Origin of the sequence: Streptomyces sp. NPDC058001 (assembly GCF_042886315.1) — a bacterium.
In the GTDB taxonomy this organism is placed as follows: domain Bacteria; phylum Actinomycetota; class Actinomycetes; order Streptomycetales; family Streptomycetaceae; genus Streptomyces.
This window is the reverse complement of record NZ_JBHVQT010000001.1, coordinates 551,119-571,843: the sequence shown is the minus strand read 5'-3', so window position 1 is coordinate 571,843 and position 20,725 is coordinate 551,119. Positions and strand designations below refer to the sequence as shown.

The window sequence follows — 20,725 nt, the reverse complement described above, 5'->3', positions numbered from 1 at the left end:
TTATTTATGAACGGCTTGTATGTCGGCCATCCATATTCGACTCGACCTACCGGCAGCCGCATAGCTCTTCCTCGGGGCGTAGAGGCCGCGGCATCTTCTCCCAGTTGCGAAAAACCTGGCCCGTTTTGGGATTGACATGCTTGGCCATATCGAGAATATGTGGGGCCGGTATTCCGGCATGCGGCGCTGAGTCAGGATCGAGGTCCGCACGCTGGGAAATTGCGCCTTCCTCATCGTACCGCGCATAAGCAGTAACCGTCCCATCCTCTTTCTGGCGGAAAAGTGTTTCCCCGGGGTCAGCAGTCTTGGGAAAGCGTCCGCTGACGTGCCGCGCACCCTCAAGGCTCAATCCGCCTGTATTGCAATTGTGAACCAGGACTGGCGTGGCCCCCGCCAGCGCATAGTACGTATGGAGGTCGCTGACCGTGAGGTTGTGGACGGTGGCTTTCTGTGCGGTCCACCGTTCGATCGCGGTGATCTGAACGTAGGTACCGGCACTGGTGCGGAGCCATTCGCCGGTGCGCAGGTCGGTGGCGTCGACCCACTTGCCCAGTTCGGGGACCCAGAACGGGTGGCCGGCGGTCGCGGTGATCTCGGCGGTCGTACGGGACTTGGTGGCCTTCTTGTCGCCGGTCTTGATCGTGATCTTGACGAGGTGCTTGAGGCCCTTGCCCTTGATCTCGGCGGTGACCGTTTCGGTACGGGTCTCGCCGGTCTTCGCATCGGTCGCGACGACCTTGTCGCCGGTCTTGACCTGTTCGATCGGCTTGGTGGTGCCGTCCGCCATCAGGACCCTGGTGCCCGGGGTGAAGCTGTTGACCGAGCAGGAGCCGCCGCTCTCCGCCTTGCCGGAGCCCCCGCTGCCGCTGGAGCCCCCGCTGCCGCGTGCGGATCCGCCGGAGTTGCCCCCAGGTTTGGAGCCGCCACCCTTGCCCGCGCCGCCGCCCTTGCCCCCGCCGGAGCTGGCGGAGACCTTCGGGGCCGCCTTCGCCTGGGCCTGTTTCTGGACGGGGTTGCCGGTCTTCTTTTTCTGGGCGAGCGCCTTGTCGGCGATTCTCTTCGCCTGTTCCGCGGCCTTCTTCTTCGCCCGTTGGGCGGCTTCCTTCTTCGCTTTCTCGATCGCCGCCTTCTTGGCCCGGAGGGCCGCCGCTTCGGCGGCCTTGGCCGCCTTCAGCACCAGCTCCGCGGCCTTCTTTGCCGCGCGGAACGACTCGATGGCCTTGATCGTGCGGTTGACGGCCTTCATCACCGCCGGGATCTTCCCGAGCTTCGCCCAGGGGATCGCCCCGATGATCAGGCTGCCGCACGACCACATGTCGCCGCCGAAACACGCCATCGCGTCATTGATGCCGATGAAGTCCTTCAGCGTCTCCCACGCGACCGCCAGAATCACCGAGGTCAGCGACTTGCCCATCGTGGACTGTGCCTGCGCGACCTGCGCCGCCGACAGACCCGCGCCCGCCAGCGCCGCCGCCTGCTCCGACGCCGTCAGGCTGATCGCCAGACCCGTCGGGTCGGACATCGTCACCGGGTTGTTGTGGGCGTAGGCGTAACCGTTCGACTGGAGTACGTCGTTCAGGTCCAGGACCGGGTCCGCGGACAGGAATCGCCCCACCACCGGGTCGTACAGACGCGCCCCCAAGGGCTGGAAACCCGAGGCATCGTCACGCGTCGCACCCAGGAATCCCGTATGGGACTGGTAGTTGATGCCGACCGTGCTCGTACCACGCTGGTTCCCGAACGGATCCTGCTTACGGATACGCACCGTGTTGTTGCTGTTGAGCGCGACCTCGGCGTACGTGCTGCCCTGATGGTCACCGGCGAGCGCGACCAGTGTTTCGGTGCCCTGGCCGTACGCGTACCGCAGCACCGCCCCGCCCGGCGCGGAGTAGGTGCGCTGGGTGTTGATCAGGACCCCGCCCTGCGCGATCGTCACCTCCGTGTCACCGAGGTGCAGCGTGGCCTGCTTGCCCTGGATCGTCAGCAGACGTGAGCCGTCGGGGCCGTAGATGTGCCGGGTGTCGTTCTGCGGGTACCACAGCTGCTCGGTCTTGGTCGCGTCGCAGGCCGCCAGGACGGTGGGGGTCGAGTTCGCCGAGTTCGCGTCCTTCACCGCCACACACAGACCCGAGGACTGACCCGAGGGCGCATACGTGAGCTGACCCGACGTCGTACGCTTCAGCTCCTGCGCCGCCGAGCCGTCGCACTTCTGCAACTGGACCGCCGAACCCACCGTGTTCGCGGCCGGCTGGAGGCACCAGTCGTCGTAGGTGGACAGGGCGCCCCGGTCGCGGTCCGTCTGACCGGGGGTCGGGGTGAAGCGCCAGGTCTGGCCCGGAACCGTACTGCAGGGGTACAGATGGATGGCCTGCCCGACCGCCGCAAGTCCGCCCTTCAGGTCGAGGCACTTGCCCGCCAGACCCACGTACGGGGTCTTCCCGCCCGAGCCCTGGCCGCTGATCCGGTCGACCTGTCCGTCATACGTCCAGGACAGTTCCTGCTTGTCGCCGTTCTGGACGGACGTGATGGACTTGGTCTCGCCCGTCAGTTCGTACAGGCGCTCCGCCTCGGCCTTGACCTGCGCGCCCTGCGGCGTGGTGTAGGTCTTCGACACCTTGGTCAGGGTGTGCGGCTGAGTGCCGTCCGCCTTGCCGTAGGCGTAGCTGGTCGTCGCGTCCTTGGACGTGGCGCCCGTCAGGTCCTTCTCGGTCAGCTTCGTGCGGTTGCCGGCCAGGTCGTATTCGTACTCCTGCCAGAAACCCGAACTGTCCTTCCCCGCCGCCACGTTGAGCGAGCCGTCGGCGTTCTTGGGGCCCGCGCACGCCGTCTGGTCCTTCGCCGTCCACGCCGTCTTGAGCTGGCCCAGCGGGTCGTATGTGAAGCACTGGCGCTCCGCGATCCCGGTGGAGTGCTCTTGGATCGAGGTGACATTTCCGGCCGGGTCATAGGTGTAGGCCCGCTTGGAGACGAGATTGCCGGTGACCACGTTCTGGTCGCCGGTCTGCTCGCGGTAGACGGACTGCTCCGTCAGCTCACCGCCGGACTCGTCGTACAGGGCCTGCGTCCACACCCGGTACGGCTGCGCACCCAGGGTCGAGCGCAGCACCTGGCCGAAGGAGTCGTAGATCGTCTCGGCGCCGTACCAGTCCTTGCCGGAGATGGAGAGGGGCTTGCCGTCCTCGTTGTAGCGGACGACGAGCTTCTCGGCGTCGAACCGGCCGGCCGCCGGGAGGGTGGCCTCGTCCAGCATGCCGGTGTCGGTGTACTGGTAGTCGTACGTGTACGACGTGTCCAGGCCCCAGGTGTCCTTGATGGACTGCGGAAGCGTCAGCGTGGTGGAGGTCGGCTGGTAGTCCTTGGTGTAGCCGTTGACCTTCTGGGTGTACGCCTGGTTGTCGGTATAGCGGGTCGCGGAGTACGGCATGCCCTTGCCGCCGGGCGCCTTGTCGTAGTCCATGGCGGACAACAGCGTGCCGCCCGCGTCGTTCAGCCGCTGCTCGGTCGGCCGCGACAGGGCGTCGTAGCCGTTCCAGACCGTGACGCCCCGCGCGTTGGTGGTGGTCAGCGGGCGGTCGAAGGTGTCGTACGTGGTCTCGGTGGTGCCCGAGTCCGGGTCGGTGGCGGTCAGCTGCCGGCCGCGGTGGTCGTACGTCCACGACCACGGGTGCGTGGTGTCGGTGGAACTGGTCGCCTTCTCCAGACGTCCGTGCCCGTCGTACGCGTACCGCATCGAGGTGAAGCCGCCCGGCGCGTCCGGGTTGAAGGTGTCGACGCGGGAGGTCCGGCCGAGGGCGTCGGTGAAGACCTGGTAGGACGAGGCGCCGGTCGGGTTGATCACCTTCGACCAGTCCTGGCCGTACTCGTAGCGGGTGGCCCGCTCCGGGACCGGCTGCGAGGATGCCTCCTGCGTCACCGGGTCGGCGACCTTGAGGACCGGGGTCTCCGCCAGGACACGGCCGAGACCGTCGTAGGAGTAGCGGGTGATGTTCGGTACGGCGGTGTCGGCGAGCGGGGCGAACAGTTCGCCGAACTTCGCCTCGTGGGTGAGGTAGGCGTTGTTGGTCTGCCAGACCTCGCCGGAGGTGTTGTAGAGCGTGTCGGTGATCAGGTGGCCGCCGCCGTCGGCCTCCTCCTGCGTCTGCCGTTCGCGGCCGAGGCCGTCGTAGAGGGTGACGGAGCTCTCGATCCGGTTCTCGTGGCCGCGCGCCTGGGTGGTGATGTACGGCGGCTTCCGGTCCGGGTTCTTCGGGTCGTAGGCCGGGATCGTGTAGACGGCCTTGAAGTCCGGTACGGGCGAGTCCGACGGGCTGCGGCCCGCACCCCATGCCTCGCTGAGGCGGCCCAGCGGGTCGTACTTCGCCTCGCTGACCAGGTTGTTGGTGTCAGTGGTCTTCAGAGTGGTCGAACGGCCCGGCTCCAGCTCCTGCGTCTGGGAGTGGCCGAGGGCGTTGGTCTCGGTGACCGTGAAGACCTGACCGGTGGGCGGGTCGTAGGTGATGGTGGACGGCTTCCCGTCCGGGTCGATCTGTTTCACCACGCGGCCGACGGTGTCGAACTCGGTCCTGAGACCGGGATCGAAGCCGGTGCCGGCGCCGTTCAGCGACCAGGTCTGGCTCGCCTCGCCGAGCGTGCCGGCGCCGAGCGCGGTGCCGTAGTTCTGGCCGTCGTACGCGGTGCGTGTCGCGCCGCTCAGGGTGGACAGGTCGCCGAAGTCGGCGTCGGCGCAGGTGGTCGGGGAGACCAGGACCTGCTTGGTCAGGCCGATCAGGTTCTTGGCGGTCTGGTGGACGTACTCCAGGCTGGTGCAGGACTCGTCGCCCGCCTTGCCGGTGTCGCCGAGTGATTCGACCCGGGTGGGCAGGCCGTACGTCGGCTCGTACGTGGTGGTGCTTCTGACGGTCCGCAGGGTGCGGTTGTCGTCGCCGGTGCCGGAGGAGCGGGTGTACGCGATCTCCTCGGGCTCGGTGACGCGCCACGCGCGCAGCGGGGTGAGGCCGTCGTCGCGGTCACGCTTGGCGAGTTCGGTGGCTTCGGGGACGGTGACGCTGCGGGAGAGCCAGTCGGTGTCCGCGTCGCCGGCGTTGGTGTAGGTGAGTTCCTCGGCTATGCGGCCGGCGAAGGGTTCGCGGTCCTTGGCGATCTCGGTGCCGGTGATGTCCTTGACCGGGACGGAGTCGCCCATGCCGCGGAAGTAACGGGTGACGGACTTGGACTTCTTGCTGCCGATCGACGACTCGTCCGTGCCCGTGATCACCGTGGTCTGCTCGAAACCGGCGAACTGGGAGTAGGTGCGGGTGGACTTCTTGGTGAACTCCGCCTCGGCGAGCTTCCAGCCCGGGTCCGTATAGGCGTAGGCCGTCTGGGTCGCGAACGCGCCGTCGACGTTGGGGAGTTCCTCGATGGTGTCCACCACGTACTTGTGGAACCAGTCGATGTCCTCGGCCTCGGGGTCGGGGTTCCAGAAGGCGGGGTAGCACAGGCGGTCGTTGGCCTTCAGGTCCGCGGTGTCCTTCTTGCCGGGCAGGCCGGTGCCCGTGGCGCACGCATCGGTGGGACGTTTGTAGGTGACGACGGTCTCGCCGCCGTACTCGTTGATGACGCGCGAGATCCGCAGCCGGGAGAAGCCGGGGCGCGGGTCGTTCGGCCGCATGACCCGGTTGGGCATGTCCTCGGCGTTGGACTCGAAGCGCACCGCGTTGAGGGTGACGCTGTCGTCCGTGGAACCGCGGCGGGCGAAGCCGGTCCGCTGGACCGACTCCAGCCACAGGGCGGTGTTCGGGCCGGTCTTCAGGACGGGGAAGCTCTGCTTGAGGGTGTACTTGTCCACCACCTGACGGGCGGTGGTGTCGGTACGCCGCTGCGCCGAGGTGGTGATCTCGGCCAGGCGCTTGCGGGACCAGAAGGACGGACCGGCGTTCCAGCACTTCTTTCCGGACTGGCAGCGCAGGTCGGCCGGAGTGTCGTACCAGATGCGGTACTTGCCCGGGTCCTTGTCGGAGAAGTTCGCCTCCGAGCAGGTCAGCGTGGACTCGGTGTAGCAGCGCTCGTCGACCGTGAAACCGACGCGGGCCGGGGCGGTCGCGGAGAAGACGCTCTCCTTGCGCTGCCCGTAGTAGATGTGGTCGAGCCAGCCGCCCCGGTCGTATTCGACCGGCGCCTTGAAGTTGAAGTTGCGGGCGTAGTGGTTCTTCTCCTTCTGCCACCACAGGGACATGGCGTTGCCGTGGATGTCCTCGACGTAGTCGAGGCTCCAGCGCCAGCCCTGGGTGCACCAGGAGCCCGCCCAGTCACCGGCCTTGTAGCAGTCCTCGCCGTCGTGGTTGCCGTACACCGGCACGGTCAGGACGGAGTCGGTGACCGGCTGGCCGGAGGTCCAGCCGGGGAGCTTGTGCTTGCCGAAGTGGTACTTCGTGCCGTCGCGCGTGGTGACGACCCAGTACTCGCCGTTCTTCGCGCCGTTGCCAGTGTCCGGGTCCTTGATCAGCTCGACCTTGGAGCCGTCGCCGCTGGCGGTCGTCCAGGTGCCGCCCGCCCACACCAGTTCGGTGGTCATGCCGCCGAGGGAGAGGGTGGCGTTCTCCGAGCCCCAGCACAGGTCGGCCGTGCGGTGGGTCTTGTTGTTCGACCCCTCCTTCTTGGAGTCCTCGCGGCAGTTGGCGTAGGTGCGGGTGATCGAGCCCGGGTTGTAGTCCCAGCCGTCGCCGATCCAGGACGCCTGGTTGTTGGAGGCGGAGGTGCGGCCGTCCACCGACTGGGAGGAGTAGGAGAAATTCACCTTCGGCGTGAGGCCGCCGGGCGCCTCCGGGACCTGGATCTGGTAGCCGTAGGTGAAGGCGCCCGAGGACGAGCCGGCCGACCAGGAGCCCGAGGAGAGCAGGGGGGCGGCGGTGTAGTCGCCCGCGGCGGAGGAGCCGGTGTCGAGGGCGCCGACGACCTGGGGGCCGGAGGCATCGACGGCGGAGAGGGCGGCCGTACGGGCCGAGGCGCCGGAGGCCGTCGCCTTCGCGTCGCCGCCCAACAGGCCGGCGACCGGCACCGAGCCCGAGAGGATCTTGCGCGTGGTCTCCTTCCTGGCGGCAGGGGTGCGGGTGGGCGCCTCGTCGGCCGGGACCAACTCGATGGTGCTGCGCAGCCGTTCCGGCCGCTCGTCGTTCTTGCCCGAGAGGGTCGTCGTACCGCCCTCGGCGGCGCAGTCGCCGGTGTCGGGGGCGTCCAGGACGCAGTCGGGCAGCAGCATCAGGCCGAAGCGGTCGGCCGCCTGTGGACCGTAGAGGTCGGCGAAGGCGGTGGTGTCGACTTCGAGCGCGACCTGCGCGGCCGGGTCGGCGCCGGCCGGCGGGGTGACCCGCATGATCATGCCGGAGACGCCCGTGTCCTGGGACGTGGTCGGCGGGGCCAGGTCGACCTTCCAGTCCCCGGCGAGTGCGGCCGCGTCGGCGCCCTCGGGCACACCGACGGCGATCGGCAGATCCTCGACCGGCACGGTGGTGCCCGGCGCGGTGTCCGCCGTCAGCGTCGCGACACCGCTGTCCTCGTTCCAGGGGGTGACAGCGGTCGGCGCGTACGGGTCGACGGGGACCTCGGGCGCGGTGGTGAGGCTCTTGTCGGCCTCCTCGTCGCCGTCGACGGCCGTGTTCTTGGGCAGGTCGGGCAGCTCGACCGAGCGGCTCATGCCAGGACCGGGTATCGCCCACGCGCCCGAGCCCAGGCTCGTCACGGTCAGCGTCGAGGACAACAAGAGGACGGTCACCGCGCGGCCGAACCGCCGGCGCCGTCGTTGTGACTCCGTCAGGGCGAGGCGTCCTGACCCCAGCCATGACAGTGGACCTTGAGCACGCATACGCGTCGACTCCACCCAGGCGATGCAGATAACAGAGATGCTTCGGACCCTCCGTCATGACCGTTGAAGGATCAAGGCCGTTGAAGCCGACGGAAAGCGCCCTCTTGAGACCTGCATCACGGGATGTTGAGTGACAAATCATCAATTCCCCGCACCGGTAGGAGAGTTCACCGGAAATCCAGCCCCGTGAACACATAACCGGTGATCAAAAGCCGCAAGATCAACATTCGCGACCCGCCGACCGGGGGGCAGCCGGATCTTCATCACGGATTCATAAAGTCTTCGCGCGTAGACGACGTGTGCAAGCCATGTCATGGTGTGCGCGCTCATGTCCTGATCCGCTTGGACTACACGGGAGACCGCCGTGTCCGCGCCGCCTCGTTTTCTCAGTCCCTTCGTGCGCACGCGCACCCGGCTGACCCTCACCCTCGGCCTGGTTGTGGCCGCCCTGACCGCTGCCTTGCTGCCCTGGTGGCACACCGGTCCCCCGCCGACTCCCCAGGCTCGCGAGAAGACCGACGCCCGCCGGACCGCCCCCGGTCCGCGCGACGGGGCCGCCGCCGCGGCCGAGGCCAGGCGCACCGGCAAGGACGTGGTCGTCGACACGGCGACCACCCCCACCGCCATGACCTGGGCCCAGCCGGACGGCAACCTGCGCACGCGGATCACCGCGGTGCCGAAGCGGGCGAAGGACGCCTCCGGGAAGTGGGCGCCGGTGGACAACCGGCTGCGCCGTACGAAGGACGGTGTGCGGCCGGTCAATCCGGCGGTACCGCTGCTCTTCTCCGGCAGGACGACCGGGGGCCGGGCGGACCGCTCGTACGCGCGCGCCCCGCTGACGATTCCTCGGACGCCCGCCGGGAGCACCCGGTCGGACGTGTCGGCCACGTCCGCGGAGACCGTGCTGGCGACGACCGTCATCCAGGGTCACAGCGTCGTGTACACCTGGCCCGGCGAGCTGCCGGAGCCGGTGCTCGACGGGCCGCGCGCCCTCTACTCCGAGGTGCTGCTCGGCGTCGACATGCTGCTGGTCGCGCGGGAGGAGGGCGGCTTCGCGCAACTCCTCATCGTCAAGGACCGCGAGGCCGCGCGGAACCCCGCGCTGGAGACGCTGTCGTACGGACTGAAGTCCTCGACGGCGACCTTCCGCCACGACGAGACGGCGGGCCGCGTCCAGGTGCTGGACGGCAGCGGCAAGGAGATCGGCTCCATCCCCACGCCGTTCGCCTGGGACTCCAGCGGCCGTGACGTGGAACTGCCCCAGGACGAGAGCGAGCCGCGCACCTCGGTGGCGACACCGGCCGATGTGCTGAAGCTGTCCGGGCTGAGCGGAATCGAGCCGGGATCCCGGCAGGCGGTGGCGCCGATGAGTCTGGCCGGCGACGGGACGGGGACGGCCCGCATCGATGTGAAGGTCGGCGGGACCGGCCTGCTCAGCGACCCCGAGGCCCTCTTCCCGGTGTTCGTCGACCCGACGCTCAACGCCGGATGGCTGGCATGGACGGTGGCGTACAAGCCGTACCCGAACACCAGCTTCTGGAACGGCACCAACTTCAGCTCGGGTACATCGGACGCCCGCGTCGGCCACGAGGACGACACGAACGGCACGGCCCGCTCCTACTGGCGGATGAACTACAGCAGCAGTCTGAAGGGCGCGACCGTCACCTCGGCGAGCTTCAAGGTGCTCAACAACCACTCCTGGTCCTGCACGAGGCGCGAGTTCCAGCTCTGGCAGACCGGGGCGATCTCCTCGGGCACGACGTGGAACAAGAAGCCGACCAATTCCTTCGAGATCGAGCGGAAGTCGTTCGCGCACGGCTGGTCGTCCGCCGACTGCCCCGACGAGTACGAGGCGTTCAACGTGAAGTCCGCGGCGCAGAAGGGCGCGGACGGCGGCTGGTCGAACATCACCTTCGGGATGCAGGCGACCAGTGAGGGCGACACCCAGACCTGGCGGAAGTTCAGGGCGACCTCGGCGACGCTCGAAGTCGTCTACAACCGGCCGCCCGCCGTGCCCAGCAGCGTCTCCAGCACCCCCGGCGGCACCTGCAACACCAGCACGGCCGGTGTGACGGTCGGCAAGACCAACGTGGTCCTGTCGGCGAAGTCCTCGGACGTCGACGGCAACCTGAAGGGGCTGCGCTTCCGCTTCTGGAAGGCGGGCGACGCGACCCCGGCCGGCACCCTCGTCACCAGCCTGAGCAGCGGCAAGGGCACGCTGACGATCGCGTCGAGCACCCTCGTGGACAAGGGTCTCTACTACTGGGACGTCCGCGCGGAGGACTCCGGGGGCCTGGTCACCGCGTACTACCCGACCAGCGGCAACCGGTGCCGGATCACCGTCGACGGGTCGGCCCCACCGCCGCCGACCGTGGAAAGCGACGTCTTCCTTGAGGCCACCGACGACGGCGCGACCTGGGCGACGGTCGAGTTCGGCGAGACGGGTGCGGTCACCTTCACCTCCGAGGGCGCGAGCAAGTTCCAGTACGCCATCGACGGGGTGAAGTGGACGGACAAGACCGCCACCAACGGCACCGCCACCATCCCCGACCTCAAACCGCCGCACGCGGGCCCCAACGTGCTGAACGTGCACGCCTTCGACGCGCTCGGCAACAAGAGCAAGGTCACCAACTACACCTTCTACGTGCCCCCGAGCGCCACGGGCGACGGCCCCGGTGACACCTCCGGCGACGGCATACCCGACCTGCTGGTCGTGGACGCGAGCGGCAAGCTCATCAACTGCCCGGGCAGCGTCGACGGCGAACTCAACGCATGCCAGGACGCCGCCTACACCAAGGACGGCGAGCTGAACCCGGCAGGCCACTGGTACGACCCGGGCAAGGGCAAGTCCGCCCTGATCACCCACTACGGGGACGCCTACCCCGGCGACGGCATCACGGACCTCTTCGCGGTCTCCCCCGACGGCACGTTCTGGCTCTACCCGGGTGACGGGTACGGCAGTTTCGACGTCGACAAGCGGATGAGGATCCGGCTGCCCGCCAACGCCCCGGCGCCCTCGACCTGGACCCAGATCAAGGCCGTCGGCGACATCACCGGCGACAAGCATCCCGACCTCGTGCTGCGAGCCGGCCCCGCGTTCTGGACACTCTCCGGCTACACCGGGGCAGGCTTCCAGACGGCGACGCTGATGGAGGGCGCCGCCTGGGCCCGCCGCGACATCGTCAACGTCGCCGACATAGACGGCGACAACGTCCCCGACCTGCTCTGGCGCAACCTGGACAACGGCAACATGTACGTCCGCCACGGCAAGCCCGGCCCGGTCGGCGGCAGCGTCGACCTCGAATCCATCAAGCTGGCGGCCAACTCCCGGGACGGAGACGTCAGTTACGCCACCACCTGGACCGAGGCCAACGTCACCACCGCGATCGGCATCCCCGACGTCAACAACGACGGCATCCCCGACATCTGGGCCCGCTTCGCCTCCGACGGCCAGATACGCGTCTACCACCCGTCCAGAACGAGCGCGAACAACCCCGTGAAGATCGTACTGACGGAAGACTGGAGGACGGTGAAAGCTCTCGGCTGAGAAACCGTCGCTTTCCTGGACGGCGGAGACGGCGCCCGGTCGTCTCCGCCGGAAGTTCCGCCCTGTCCGCCCGCACCGCCACAGGTCCGCCATCCTCGCCATCGGCACCCCCGTTCCGAGGACGCCCTCGCGCTGAAGCCCCGTACGCAGGACACTTGAGCCCGGAACTTTCGCTGCTGGAGGGGGACATGACATGCGGGACAGCCATCGGGGCGATGCCGAGCGGCTGTTGGGGCGGGCGGTCGAGGAGGAGGTTCGGCGGTCGGGTGGGCGGACCGACGGCTCCGTCCTGATGAACCGGGCGCGCGGCGCGCTGGACGTGATGGCGGAGACCGCGGCCGAGGAGTACGCCGCCTACACCAAGGCGCTGGACGAGGCGGAGGCCGGACAGCTGACCTTCGGGCAGCGGTACGCGCGGGAGGGCGCCGGGACTCCGCTGCTGGTCACGGCGGTGGCGGCGGTCGCCGCGTGCCTGGCGGACCTGGCGCTCGGCACCGGTCCCGGTATCGCGGTCGGCGCGGGAGCGACCGTCGCGGTGGCCGGCGCGGCGACGACCGTGGCGAAGGTGACGGCCTCGCACATCCCGGCCGCGAGCCGCCGCGCGGGCGCCCGTAACCAGCCCGGCGGCCCGGAACAGCTGAGGCTCCAGTGGCTGACGGCGCTGGAGGTACGGGGCATCCGGCCGTTCCTGGATCAGCAGCGGGTGCTCACGGCCGCGTCCGGAGGCGGCGGCGCGAAGAAGACGCCGCCCCAGTTGCGGCGTACGGACAAGAGCGCGGCGGCCCGCAGGCGTACGGTCCTGGAGCAGAGTTTCGGCCAACTACCCGAGCCCGACGGGCCGTTCGCGGGACGGCGTACGGCGCTGACGCGGATCGCGCAGTGGGTGCACGCGGCGCGCGCGTCCACCGAGACCCGGCCCACGGTCGTGGTGCTGCACGGCGCGCCCGGCTCAGGCCGCTCCACGCTCGCGGTGCACGCGGCGCACCATCTGCGGGACCAGTTCCGGGGCGCGTGCGTGGTGGACCTGCGCGGCGACAGCCCGGAGTCCCCGCCCCTGTCGACCCGGGACGCGCTGCTGCATCTGCTGAACCGGCTCGGCGCCCCTCGTGAGCAGTTGCTGTTCCGTGAGCGGTCGTCCCAGGACCAGCAGGTACGGCGGCTGAGCGAGCTGTACCACCAGCATCTGACCGGGCTGCCCGTGACGATCGTGCTGGACGACGCGAGCGACGCCGAACAGGTACGCACCCTGGTCCCCGGGCGCTCGGACAGTCTGGTCCTGGTCACCGCCCGCTCCCCGCTGACGCTGCCCGCCGATCTGCCCGCCTGGGTGCACCACCTCCCGGTGGAGGCGCTGGACGAGGCCGGCGCGGAGGAGCTGCTGAAGTCGGCGGCCCAGGACGCGTCGGGTCCCTACGACGCGGACGCGGCGGACCGGATCCGGGACCTGTGCGGCGGGCTCCCGCTGGCGCTGCGGGTCGCCGGCTCGTCCCTGGGCCCGCGTACCCCGCGCCAACTGGCCGCCGACCTCGCGGCGTACGGCCCGGTCGAGCCGGTGGAGCGGGTGCTGTGGCTGCGGTACTCCGACCAGTCCGAGCAGGCCCGGCGGCTGCTGCGGCGCCTGGCACTCGCCGGGCGGGCCTCGCTCGGGGCGGCAGCCGCCGCCGCGCTGCTCGCGACGGACGAGCCGGAGGCGGCCCGGCATCTGACGGCACTGAGCCGCGCCGGCCTCATCGATCACGTACGCGGCAGCCGCTACCGACTGCACGATCTCGTACGGGCGTTCGCGCAGGCACGCCTCCTGGACGAGGAGGAACCGGCCGAGCGCACGGCGGCGCAGGAGCGGCTGATCGTCAGCTACGCGGAGCTGGCCGACTCCGTGATCCGGCTGGTGGACGGCAAGACGTCCACGCGCGCGGACCGCGTCGGGCCGCACGGATTCACCTCGCTCGACGCGGCGCTGCGCTGGCTGGACGACGAGTCGAGCTTCATCACGGCGGCGCTGCGGCACGCGGAGGGCGTGGACCAGGGCGCGGTCCTGAACCTGCTGGGCGCGCTCTGCGACTACTGCCTGCTGCGCGGCGACCTGTACCGGCTCGGCGAGATCAGCGAGCTGACCCAGGCGGTCGACCAGGGACTCCTCGTACGGTCGGTGCAGTGGCGTACGGGTATCGCGGCCCGGCAGCTCGGTGAGCTGGACAAGGCGCGCACCACGCTGTCGTCGGTGGTCGACCTGTACTTCGAGGCGCACCACGAGGCGGGCGCGGCGCGTGCCCTGTGTTCGCTGGGGATCACGCTGCACCACCAGGGCAATCTCACCGAGGCGGCGACCAAGCTGCGGGAGGCGCTGGACCTCCAGGCGTCGGACGTGCTGGCCGGCGACCGGGCGTGGACCCTGCACGCGCTCGCCGCCGTGGAGCGGGACCGGGCCCATCTCGCGGAGGCGCTGCGGCTCCTCGCGACGGCGCTGGAACTGCACCGCGAGAGCGAGTCGGTGCACGGCGAGGCATGGGCGCACTTCCAGCTCGGCCAGGTCTGTCTGCGGATGGGTGACGTACCGCGCGCGGAGACGGAGCTGCGCGCGGCGCTCGATCTGTACGGGCGGACCCGGGACGGACGCGGCGAGGCATGGGCGCTGACCCAGCTCGCGCGGGCCCGGCTGGTGGACGGCGACCCGTCCGCCGCCGTGGACGGACTGCGCCAGGCGGTGTCGCGGCACCGGGACAACGAGGACGCGCGCGGCGAGGCGTGGTCGGTGTACTACCTCGGGCAGGCCCTGGAGGGGACCGGCAACCTCGACCAGGCGGTCCGCGAGCTGGAGCGGTCCCGGACGATGTTCTCGCGGATGCGGGACGTGTACGGGCTGGCGTGCGCGCGGCACCACTCGGCGCGGGTCACCCGCGACCAGCGGGCCGCGCAGACGGGTTCCCTGCGCAACAGCGGCTTCGCGCGGCAGCTCCTGGTGGACGCGCGGGCCGACTTCCAGCGGATCGGCGTCGCGCACGGCGAGGCATGGACCTGTCTGGAACTCGCGGTGGTCGACGCGGGCAATCTGCGCCCGCAGCAGGCACTCACGCTGTGCGACGAGGCGGCGGCCCTGTTCGCGACGTACGGGGACCGGCGCGGTGAGGACTGGGCGCACTTCCTGCGCTGCACCCTGCTGCCGTACGCGTCACCGGGCGGCGTCGAGGTGGGTACGGCGGTCGCGCAGGAGGAGCTGGCCCAGCTCGCCCGCACCCGGCACCCGGCACGGGACGGCAAGCTGGACGACTACGCGGACGCGTTCGCGCTCCTCCTGGAACGGGGCGTTCCGCTGGAGCAGGGCTGGCCCGCCTGGCGCCTGGGCATGGTCCCCAACCGCCAGTCGAGGGAGGTCATGGGCGTACCGATCCCGACGACGTCCGTGTGACGGGGAGCGGATGTCCCCAGGGATGGGCCGACCCATCCCTCGGAACACCCGCTATTCCTTGGCGGCGCCGGCCACGGTTCCGGCCCCGGTACCGGCCTTGGCCTTGGTGTTCTCCCCCTCGTCGAAATTCACCTTGCCCATGTGCCGGTTCATCGACCGCATCAGGCCCCAGACCGCCAGGGCCATCACCGCGAAGACGATGAAGCCGAGGACACCGGGGGTCACCTTGTTCTCGTCCACCTCTTTCGCGAGGGGGACGAGATGGGCCACTGCCAGGCTTGCGCTTGCGCTCATGTCAGGCATTGTCGCGGATGCCCGCGAAGAGGTCGTCCTCGGGGAGGGAGGTATCGACCAAAGACTTCGCCAGCTCGTACTCCTCGGTGGGCCACACGGACTTCTGGAGGTCCATCGGGACCCGGAACCAGCCGCCGTCGGGATCGATCTGCGTGGCGTGCGCGATGAGCGCCTTGTCCCGGATCTCGTAGAAGTCGGCGCAGGGCACGTGCGTGGTCAGTGTCCGCTCGACCCGCTCGAACTCGTCCCACCGCTTCAGCCAGTCCCCGTACGGCGACTCCAGGCCGCGCGCGAGCAGCGCCTCGTGCAGCGCCTCGGTGCGCGGCCGGTTGAAGCCCTGGTTGTAGTACAGCTTCAGCGGCTGGTACGCGGGCCCGAACTCGTCCTCGGGGTACTTCTCGGTGTCCGTCGCGCCCTCGAACGCCACCATCGAGATCTGGTGGGTCATGATGTGGTCGGGGTGCGGATAGCCACCGTTCTCGTCGTAGGTCGTGACGACCTGCGGACGGAACGCGCGGATCTTCCGCACCAGCCGCCCGGCGGCCTCGTCCACGTCCTCCAGGGCGAAGCAGCCCTCGGGCAGCGGCGGCAGCGGATCGCCCTCGGGCAGCCCCGAGTCGACGAAGCCGAGCCACTCCTGCTTGACGCCGAGAATCTCGCGCGCCTCGTCCATCTCCTTCTGACGCACCTCGTGGATGTGCTCCTCGATGTACGTGTCTCCCTGGAGCTTCGGGTTGAGGATGGAGCCGCGCTCCCCGCCCGTGCAGGTCACGACCAGCACGTCCACCCCCTCGGACACGTACTTGGCCATGGTGGCCGCGCCCTTCGACGACTCGTCGTCGGGGTGGGCGTGCACGGCCATCAGTCGCAGCTGCTCAGTCAAGACTCGATCCTCGTGATTCGGCGCCCGTCTGATCCGGCGCGATTGGGCGACTTCTATAGTGACTGAATCGGGGGGCCAATAATTCCGGGGCCCCCTTCCCCGTTTCCGGCGGCGAGAGGACGATCATGAGCGCGGTCCGCGAACAGCTCCCCGAGGGCCGTTACGGGCGGTCGGCCGACGCGCGCGCCGACCGGAAGCTCAAGATCGTGGGCGCGGTCCTCGGCGTCCTGGGGCTGGGGCTCGTCAGCTGGATCGGCTGGGACTACGTCGGCGGGCAGAAGATCAGCGCCGAGGTGATCAAGTTCAAGGTCGTGTCGGACAGCGCCGTCGAGGTGCATCTGGAGGTCCGCAAGGACGCCGCAGCGCAGGGCTACTGCACCGTGCGGTCACAGGCCGAGAACGGTGCCGAGGTGGGCCGCGCGGACTTCCGCTTCGACCAGGACACGGACCGGATCGACAAGGTCGTCACGCTCCGCACCACCGCGCGCGGCACGAGCGCCGAGCTGCTGGGCTGCCACTCCGACTGAGCGTCCGACTGAGCCGCCAGCGGCACCGGTCCGGTGGCTGACCCGGCACCGGTTCGGTGGCCGACCCGGCGCTGACCGGGGCCCGGCCCGGGGCTGACCTGCGTTGACGCAAGTCTGATGGCTTATGTCCTCCCCCTTCGGCGACGAAATTGTTAGGCTCGTGGTTTCGCCCACCCGAGAACGTACATTCTTCTGGGTAGGGCGATGCTTTGTATTCCCAGTACCTACGAGGAGCACCTGTGACCCAGACCAGCGACAACGTCACCTGGCTGACCCAGGAGGCGTACAACCAGCTCAAGGCCGAGCTGGAGTATCTGTCTGGTCCCGCGCGCACCGAGATCGCCAAGAAGATCGAGGCGGCGCGCGAGGAGGGCGACCTGCGCGAGAACGGCGGGTATCACGCGGCCAAGGAGGAGCAGGGCAAGCAGGAGCTTCGCGTGCGCCAGCTCACCCAGCTCCTGGAGAACGCCAAGGTCGGTGAGGCCCCCGCGGACGACGGCATCGTCGAGCCCGGCATGGTCGTCACGATCGCCTTCGACGGCGACGAGGACGACACCCTGACGTTCCTCATGGCGTCGCGCGAGTACGCGAGCGCGAACATCGAGACCTACTCGCCCCAGTCCCCGCTGGGCACGGGTGTGAACGGCAAGAAGGTCGGTGAGGACGCGGCGTACGAACTGCCGAACGGCAAGCTCGCCTCGGTCAAGATCCTTGCCGCCAAGCCCTATTCGGCCTGAGCCGCACGCGTACGCCGATGCCCCCGGTCCTCTGATGAGGGCGCGGGGGCATCGGCGTGTCCGTCGGGTGCCGGTCAGGCCGTGGCGTCGCGGTACTTGCGGACCGCGAGGGTCCGGAAGACCACGATGATCAGGACGGACCAGATCAGGGACGCCCACACCGGGTGCTGCATGGGCCAGGCCGACGAGTCGACAACGCCGGGGTTGCCGAACAGCTCCCGGCACGCCTGGACGGTCGCGCTGAACGGGTTCCAGTCGGCGACATGCCGCAGCCAGGGCGTCATCTGGCTGGAGTCCACGAACGCGTTCGACACGAAGGTGACCGGGAAGAGCCAGATCAGTCCGCCCGATGTGGCCGCCTCCGGGGTCCGCACGGACAGGCCGATGAGGGCGCCGATCCAGGTGAACGCATAGCCGAGCAGAAGCAGCAGCGCGAAGCCGCCGAGCACCTCACCGATGCTGGTGTGGGTGCGCCAGCCGACGAGCAGCGCCACGATCGCGAGGACCAGAACGGTCAGCGCGGTCTGCACGAGGTCGGCGAGGGTGCGTCCGGTGAGGACGGCACCGCGCGCCATGGGCAGCGACCGGAAGCGGTCGATGAGGCCCTTGTGCATGTCGTCGGCGATTCCGGCGCCCGCGCCCGCGGTGGCGAAGGTGACGGTCTGCGCGAAGATGCCGGCCATCAGGAACTCGGTGTAGACACCGGAGTCGGTGCTGCCGCCGATGTTCATGGACCCGCCGAACACGTACGTGAACATCACCACGAACATGATCGGCTGGATCAGCCCGAAGATGACCATCTCCGGGATACGGGTCATCCGGATCAGATTGCGCCGGGCGACGACGAGGGAGTCCCGGATCGACTGGCTGACGCCGCCGGAGCCCTGGGGTGCGCCGACCTTCGCGATGTCGGTCACTGCGGTCACTGGACGGTCTCCTTCTTGGCCTTGCCCTTGCGGTTCCGGGTGTCGCGGCTGCCCGCTTCGTCGTCGTCGGTCCCGGTGGTCGCCTCCTCGGCGACATGGCCGGTGAGGGAGATGAAGACGTCGTCCAGGGTGGGGCGGCGCAGCCCGATGTCGTCGATCTCGATGCCCCGGGTGTCCAGCTCGCGGATGACCTCGGCGAGCAGCTTGGCGCCGCCGGTGACCGGGACGGTCAGCTTGCGGGTGTGCTGCTCGGCGGCGACCTCGCCCTTGCCGAATCCGGCGAGGACCTCGGACGCGACGGTGATGTGCTCCCGCTCGTGCACCACGACCTCGACGCGCTCGCCGCCGGTGCGGGCCTTGAGCTGGTCGGAGGTGCCGCGCGCGATGACGCGGCCGTGGTCGACCACGCAGATGTCGTGCGCCAGGTGGTCGGCCTCTTCGAGGTACTGCGTGGTCAGCAGCAGGGTGGTGCCGCCGGCCACGAGTTCCTGGATGACCTCCCACAGGCTCTGGCGGTTGCGCGGGTCCAGGCCGGTGGTGGGCTCGTCCATGAACATCACGGGCGGGGACACCACCAGCGCGGCGGCGAGGTCGAGACGGCGGCGCATGCCCCCGGAGTACGTCTTCGCGGGCCGGTCGGCGGCGTCCGCGAGCCCGAAGCGCTCCAGGAGTTCGACCGCGCGGGCCTTGGCCGCCTTGGCCTTCAGCTGATAGAGCTGGCCGACCATCTGGAGGTTCTCGCGGCCCGTCAGATATTCGTCGACGGCCGCGAACTGGCCGGACAGGCCGATGGAGCGGCGGACTTCGTTCGGATGCTTGAGGACGTCGATGCCCGCGACTACGGCGGTGCCGCTGTCGGGTCGCAGCAGGGTGGTCAGGCAGCGGACCGCGGTGGTCTTGCCCGCCCCGTTCGGCCCGAGCAGGCCGAGGACGGTGCCTTCGGGGACATCGAGATCGACGCCGTCCAGAGCCTTTACGTCGCCGAAGGTCTTCACCAGACCCTCGGCGTAGATGGCGCCTGGCATGTGGCTTCTCCCAGGTGTTGGGTCACCCGGTGCCGGGCGACTCGGTACGGAAAACGGATGACTGGCAGGACGAGAGACACACCATAACGCGATACATCGCGTCTCTACAACGGGTTTTCCCGTGTCGGGATGCGGAATGCCGTCACCTGCGGCGCTGTCCGAAGCCGCCCGTCGAAAGCCGACCCTGACCGAAGCGTGTCGCTGAGCGGAGCCGACGCAGAACGAAGCCTGCGATAGCCCAGTGCCGTCCGGTGCCGTCCGTCAGGAGATGACCGTGTACCCCGCGTCCCGGAGCGCGGCGCCGACCTCGGCGCAGTGCTCGGGCCCCTTCGTCTCCAGGTGCAACTCCACCTCCGCCTCCGTGAGCCCGAGCCGCGGGTCGGTCCGTACATGACTCACGTCGAGGACGTTAGCGTCCACCACTGACAACACCCCCAGGAGAGTCGCGAGCGCCCCGGGACGGTCGGTCAGGCGCAGCCGTACCGCGAGATAGCGTCCCGCCGCCGCCATGCCGTGCCGCAGGACGCGCTCCATGAGGACCGGGTCGACATTGCCGCCCGACAGCAGCGCGACCACCGGCCCGTCGAAGGAGCCCGGGTCGCTCATCAGCGCCGCGACGGGGCTGGCCCCCGCCGGTTCGACGACCATCTTGGCCCGCTCCAGGCACAGCAGCAGCGCGCGCGACAGGGCGTCCTCGGACACCGTCCGCACCTCGTCGACCAGGTCCTGCACGATCCGGAACGGCAGGTCACCGGGGCGCCCCACCTTGATGCCGTCGGCCATCGTCACCGGGGCGTCGATCGACACCGGGCGCCCGGCCGCGAGCGAGGGCGGATACGCGGCCGAGCCCACCGCCTGCACCCCGATCACCCGTACATCGGGCCGCAGCGCCTTCACCGCGACCGCCACGCCCGCGATGAGCCCACCGCCGCCCACCCCGACGACGACGGTCCGCACCTCGGGGCACTGCTCCAGGATCTCCAGGCCGACCGTGCCCTGGCCCGCGATGATGTCCCGGTGGTCGAACGGATGGATGAACACGGCGCCCGTCTCTGCGGCGTACTCCTGCGCGGCGGCCAGTGTCTCGTCGACGACCTGACCATGCAGCCTCACCTCGGCGCCGTACTCGCGCGTGGCCGCCACCTTCGGCAAAGGTGCGCCCACCGGCATGAACACGGTCGAGCGCACCCCGAGGAGTGACGACGCGTGCGCGACGCCCTGGGCGTGGTTCCCGGCACTCGCGGCCACCACACCGGCGGCACGCTCCTCGGGCAGCAGCCCCGCGATCCGTACGTACGCGCCGCGCAGTTTGAACGAACCCGTGCGCTGAAGGTTCTCGCATTTGAGGTGGACCGGCGCTCCCACCAGGGCGGACAGGTGCTTGCTGCCCTCCATCGCGGTCACCCGCGCCACGCCCGCGAGCATCTTGGCCGCGCCGCGCACGTCGTCCAGAGTGACGGGCGGCGTCAGGCGGGGAAAGGAGTCAGCCGTGCGGTAGCTCATGACGCAAGTCTCGCAGCTCACACGGCACCTCTCAGGC

The 20,725-nt window shown here is 69.5% G+C and carries 10 protein-coding genes; 4 read left to right on the top strand and 6 right to left on the bottom strand.

Going from position 1 to position 20,725, the window contains the following annotated elements; translation table 11 throughout:
* Positions 1-46: 46 nt before the first annotated feature.
* Positions 47-7,672: a ricin-type beta-trefoil lectin domain protein gene (locus ACFVT5_RS02690; RefSeq protein WP_389880640.1), complete on the bottom strand. Its 7,626-nt coding sequence runs from the start codon at positions 7,670-7,672 to the stop codon at positions 47-49.
* 565 nt (positions 7,673-8,237) lie between these two features.
* Here ACFVT5_RS02690 and ACFVT5_RS02685 point away from each other — a divergent pair.
* Both ACFVT5_RS02685 and ACFVT5_RS02680 read left to right on the top strand, forming a co-directional pair.
* Positions 8,238-11,387 (top strand): DNRLRE domain-containing protein, encoded by a 3,150-nt coding sequence (locus ACFVT5_RS02685; RefSeq protein ID WP_389880638.1) that lies wholly within the window; start codon positions 8,238-8,240, stop codon positions 11,385-11,387.
* A 193-nt stretch (positions 11,388-11,580) separates the two neighbouring features.
* Complete coding sequence (locus tag ACFVT5_RS02680; RefSeq protein ID WP_389880635.1) at positions 11,581-14,793, top strand: tetratricopeptide repeat protein; 3,213 nt, start codon at positions 11,581-11,583, stop codon at positions 14,791-14,793.
* Between the two features lie 51 nt (positions 14,794-14,844).
* On the opposite strand, the gene ACFVT5_RS02675 is transcribed toward ACFVT5_RS02680, so the two are convergent.
* Both ACFVT5_RS02675 and mca read right to left on the bottom strand, forming a co-directional pair.
* Positions 14,845-15,096 carry a hypothetical protein gene (locus tag ACFVT5_RS02675; protein WP_389880633.1) on the bottom strand — a complete coding sequence of 84 codons (252 nt, stop codon included), beginning with the start codon at positions 15,094-15,096 and terminating at the stop codon, positions 14,845-14,847.
* Positions 15,089-15,970 (bottom strand): mycothiol conjugate amidase Mca, encoded by an 882-nt coding sequence (mca, locus tag ACFVT5_RS02670; RefSeq protein WP_389880631.1) that lies wholly within the window; start codon positions 15,968-15,970, stop codon positions 15,089-15,091. Before mca ends, ACFVT5_RS02675 begins: the two co-directional genes overlap by 8 nt.
* A gap of 125 nt (positions 15,971-16,095) precedes the next feature.
* On the opposite strand from mca, the gene ACFVT5_RS02665 reads away from it, so the two are divergent.
* Together ACFVT5_RS02665 and greA are read left to right on the top strand one after the other, a co-directional pair.
* On the top strand, positions 16,096-16,497 hold the full coding sequence (locus ACFVT5_RS02665) for a DUF4307 domain-containing protein (RefSeq protein ID WP_389880629.1): 402 nt from the start codon (positions 16,096-16,098) through the stop codon (positions 16,495-16,497).
* A 239-nt stretch (positions 16,498-16,736) separates the two neighbouring features.
* Positions 16,737-17,234, top strand: coding sequence for a transcription elongation factor GreA (gene greA, locus ACFVT5_RS02660; RefSeq protein ID WP_389880627.1), 498 nt, complete (start codon positions 16,737-16,739; stop codon positions 17,232-17,234).
* Between the two features lie 74 nt (positions 17,235-17,308).
* Here the strand turns inward: greA and ACFVT5_RS02655 are convergent, their stop codons facing one another.
* From ACFVT5_RS02655 to ilvA, 3 genes are all read right to left on the bottom strand, one after another.
* Positions 17,309-18,160: an ABC transporter permease gene (locus ACFVT5_RS02655; RefSeq protein ID WP_389880625.1), complete on the bottom strand. Its 852-nt coding sequence runs from the start codon at positions 18,158-18,160 to the stop codon at positions 17,309-17,311.
* Positions 18,157-19,185, bottom strand: a complete 1,029-nt coding sequence (locus tag ACFVT5_RS02650) for an ATP-binding cassette domain-containing protein (RefSeq protein WP_389880623.1) — start codon at positions 19,183-19,185, stop codon at positions 18,157-18,159. The genes ACFVT5_RS02655 and ACFVT5_RS02650 overlap by 4 nt, the downstream gene beginning before the upstream one ends.
* Positions 19,186-19,446: 261 nt before the next feature.
* The gene (ilvA, locus tag ACFVT5_RS02645; protein WP_389880621.1) at positions 19,447-20,688 is read right to left on the bottom strand and encodes a threonine ammonia-lyase; all 1,242 of its coding nucleotides are present in this window, start codon (positions 20,686-20,688) and stop codon (positions 19,447-19,449) included.
* Positions 20,689-20,725: the final 37 nt, after the last annotated feature.